Origin of the sequence: Photobacterium sanguinicancri (assembly GCF_002265265.1) — a bacterium.
GTDB classification, from domain to species: Bacteria; Pseudomonadota; Gammaproteobacteria; order Enterobacterales; family Vibrionaceae; genus Photobacterium; species Photobacterium sanguinicancri.
Map to the genome: position 1 here is coordinate 1 of NZ_NOIF01000282.1, position 3,989 is coordinate 3,989.

Annotated in this window: 4 protein-coding genes; 2 read left to right on the top strand and 2 right to left on the bottom strand. The window is 42.5% G+C overall.

The genetic code is table 11. The annotated features are described in order from the left end of the window. Positions 1-33: 33 nt before the first annotated feature. Together nfsA and ASV53_RS23110 are read right to left on the bottom strand one after the other, a co-directional pair. A complete protein-coding gene (nfsA, locus tag ASV53_RS23105; RefSeq protein ID WP_094958863.1) occupies positions 34-759 on the bottom strand; it encodes an oxygen-insensitive NADPH nitroreductase in 726 nt (241 codons plus the stop codon). A 5-nt stretch (positions 760-764) separates the two neighbouring features. Next, positions 765-1,955 (bottom strand): iron-containing alcohol dehydrogenase, encoded by a 1,191-nt coding sequence (locus ASV53_RS23110; RefSeq protein WP_094958864.1) that lies wholly within the window; start codon positions 1,953-1,955, stop codon positions 765-767. Between the two features lie 336 nt (positions 1,956-2,291). Between ASV53_RS23110 and ASV53_RS23115 the strand changes: the two genes are divergently transcribed. Both ASV53_RS23115 and ASV53_RS23120 read left to right on the top strand, forming a co-directional pair. Then, on the top strand, positions 2,292-3,284 hold the full coding sequence (locus tag ASV53_RS23115; RefSeq protein WP_094958865.1) for a porin: 993 nt from the start codon (positions 2,292-2,294) through the stop codon (positions 3,282-3,284). A gap of 195 nt (positions 3,285-3,479) precedes the next feature. Continuing rightward, entirely contained in the window at positions 3,480-3,743 is a 264-nt protein-coding gene (locus ASV53_RS23120; RefSeq protein WP_048900199.1) for a GrxA family glutaredoxin, read from the top strand. The last annotated feature ends 246 nt before the right edge of the window (positions 3,744-3,989 follow it).

The window sequence follows — 3,989 nt, forward strand, 5'->3', positions numbered from 1 at the left end:
TTTTTATAGTGTTTACACAATAGTAACCGACCCTCATCGGGTACTAAAGCCTTTATTTGTAATAAAGCGCAGCATGAAAGGCCTCGCTTCTTTAGATAAGGTATCAGTGATCTGCTGAGACCAAGTTGTATCTTTACTTCCACCCGTTCTATCACGATAGTATTCACTGACCCTCATATCATAATCAGCTAATGCTTGAGTATCTAACGATGCTTGATAGTACTCCTGATGCACTATCATATTTTGTGGTAATCGAGGTTTAGGCTCTGGGTTTTGCGCAGGATGCCCTAAACATAGACCAAACAGTGGTATTACATGTTCAGGTAACTGTAATAATTGCGAAACCTGTTCTGGATTATTACGAATACCTCCAATGTAGACCCCACCAAGTCCTAAAGATTCCGCTGCAACTAAACAATTTTGTGCCATGAGTGCAGTATCTACCGCACCAATAAGCGTTTGTTCAGTAAAACCTAATTGGGCTTCAGGGTGGATCTGTTGATGTCGATGAAAATCAATACAAAAGACTAAGAATTCTGCAGCCGTTTCAACATAAGGCTGATTACCCGCAAAAGTCGCTAGCTGAGCACGCGAGTCAGCTTTCGTTACCCGTATGACACTCGTGCATTGAATATAACTAGATGTAGAAGCGGCAATGCCACAATCTAAAATTGTGGCAAGCGTATCCGCTTCAATCGGCTGGCGTGTAAATTGTCGAATAGAGCGATGCGCAAGCAGGCTCTCGATAGTCTGGTTCATCCTTGTTACTCATTTTCTATCGTTGTTTGATCTACTCTTGTACCACAACAATCGCACATTTGCTCTAAAATGCCCAATAGCCGCTTTTTATTCAACGGTAGCGGATTCCCCTTGATCGCGTTCGATAACATCGCATCTTCAGCAACATCACTGAACATAGTGTCGCAAAAACCATATTCACTCACCGCGGGTAAATTCAAACGGCGTAAAGTCCGTTTGGTCCATGTAATACCATCCGATATTTCAGCGTTCATACGGCCTGTAAGCAAACATGCTAACTGACGGTAACGGTTTAGTACGTCGGCTCGTCCTGCCTCGCGAGCAGCCAGCACATTTTCTTGCATTACAAACGGAGACAACTGCGCTGTAATTAAACCATGCGGTGCTTGTAGCCGCCCGCCAAGTGCCGACGCTAAGCCATGTGCGGCCCCTAATTTAGCATTCGCCAAAGCCATCCCGCCTAACATGGCTGCAAATGCCATATCTGAGCGCGCTCTTGGATCATCGTCTTCACATGCAGGAATAATGGCCCCAGCCAAACGACGTAGCCCCTCTTCGCAAATCATATCAGTGAGTGGATTTGGGTCACCACACACATAAGCTTCCATCAAATGCGAAAACGCATCCATGCCACAACAGGCAGAACTAACAGGATCCATACCGTAAGTCAGAGTGGGATCAACAATCGCCATATCCGGCAGCATATCAGGGCTGCGTAAACTCACTTTGACATTTTCTTGTGCTGAACGAAGGACCGCATTTTTGCTGACTTCAGACCCAGTGCCTGCCGTTGTCGGAATGGCAATAAAAGGTAAGGGTTTAGCTTGGAGCGGTACATTACGCCCAACCACTTCAACATAATCGTACACACTGCCTTGGTTAGGAATAAGTGCCGCTAATGCTTTCCCCGAATCTAAAACACTGCCACCGCCAATGGCAATAACCATGTCAGGTCTGAATTTTCTCCCCATCGCCGCCATTTCTTCTATCATGGCAATTAACGGTTCACCATGGACTGCGACTTGCTGGTAACGCATATTCTGTTGCTTGATATAATTAATGATGGGCTCAGATCGCGTGGAATCTTTGCCTGTTACAAGCAAAACGCTATAACCAAATTGGTTAAAAGCACTTAATGAATTATTCAGAGCCCCCTCACCAAAGACAATCCGTGTTGATGTCATAAATTGAAACATAGCTACCCCTATTATCAATTTTAAAAGTCCATTCGTATAACCACCATGGTGCGTTATACGAATAGATTTCCCCCAACTAGCACTATGAACCATCCCCATGAGCCAGCTTACGTTGCATGGGTTTACCTCTGTTCATGTTGATATAAAGCAACTTTACTCAGTGTTCATCTTACATACTGCGAATAACTAGTGGGCAGTCACAAATGAGACAAACCAAGCACATCTTGTGTCATATAAATGCAGTGTTTTTTTCATTTCACCGTCACTTAAGCCCACTAACCTAGCCCCATCAAACAAGGCACGACGCCTAACAAAAACATTTCTAGGGGATATAAGATGAAAAAAGCAGTACTGGCATCAGCAATTTTCGCAACACTGACTTCAGGTGCAGTAAGCGCAGCAACGGTTTACCAAGATGACACAAACTCGTTAAAAGTGGGTGGTCGTGCTGAAGCACGCTTTAATCTGTCAGATAACAACAAATACAAATCAGATGGCACAGAGAATGGTAAGGACACGTTCAAAGATAAATCGCGAGCTCGTATCAACCTAAAAGGTAAATCAGACATTACTGATAGCCTGACGGCATTTGGTACCTACGAGTTAGAAGTAAAAGATGGCAAAGGCCAAGCAATCGATACTCGATACCTTTTCGCAGGTTTAGACACAAACTTTGGGGCTTTTTCTTACGGTCAGCAAGACTCGGCACAAGTTATTCTTACCGACTTTACCGATATTTTGGCAACATTTGGTGGTGATGCGGCTGATCTGATTTCAGGTAATGGTGACAAAAAATCAAATAACTTTATGTACTCAGGTAACTTCGACGCACTCACTGTTACTGCGAACTACATTGTTAACGATAAAGATTTAAAAGACACCAGCAGTTATGGTCTGTCAGCAGTATACGAATTACCATTTGGACTAGACCTAGGTGCTGGCTATGTCGGTGGTAAAGAAGGGAGTGATACAGACGTAAACCAATATAACCTTGTTGCACGTTATAGCTTGGAAAACTTCATGGTATCGGGTTTATACGCAGGCGGTAAATCTGAAACAGGTTCAACTACAACAGACCTAACAGGCTACGAACTGGCTGCGGCTTATCAACTGAATCAGTTTATCTTCCAAAGCGTGTATAACAAGCAACAAGCCAAAGTTGATGGTAAGAAAACAGATAACCAAGATTACATCGCGGTTGAAGGTATCTACAAAATCAACAGCAACCTACGTACCTATGCTGGCTACAAATTTAACCAACTAAACAATAATACTGACAAATCAGCAAACAATGATGAGCTGCAAGCTGGTATTCGTTACGACTTTTAAGTTGAATGCAGCACTAATACCTATCAGAACCGAGCCTAGCGCTCGGTTTTTACATTTATGCATGCACAAAAAGACAACCCTCATCGAAGAATTTACCATCAATCGGTTTTATCTATCACATCAAGCGATAAATCCCACTTCCTCAATGCCATGAGCCACGATATAGTAAACATAATTGATTTAAGGAGAGAGTGTATGTTCGTTGTTATTTTTGGTCGTCCTGGTTGCCCATTCTGTGTTCGAGCTAAAGATCTAGCTGAAAACCTAAAAGAAAGCCGTGAAGACTTTAACTACCGCTACGTAGATATTCATGCTGAAGGCATCAGCAAAGCTGACCTTGAAAAAACAGTAGGTAAGCCAGTAGAAACTGTGCCACAAATCTTCGTTGATCAAGAGCACATCGGTGGCTGCACTGAATTTGAAGCATACGCAAAAGAAAACTTGGATCTTTTCCAATAATCATATTGCCGTAATATTGCTGCGTAACAAGGTAAAACTCTCATGAGTGTAAAACCTTAAATTACGACATGTTAAAGCCAGTCTAATGACTGGCTTTTTGCTATCTATATATAAGCCTTTTCAATGTAATATTCAGTAACGCTTTCACCCTGTTGAATAATTTGCCACCCAGTTCGCATAGTGCTTCTATTCACGTAGCTTGTATCTGTTTTTCAAGCACTTTTGACAATCAAAAACAATGTATTT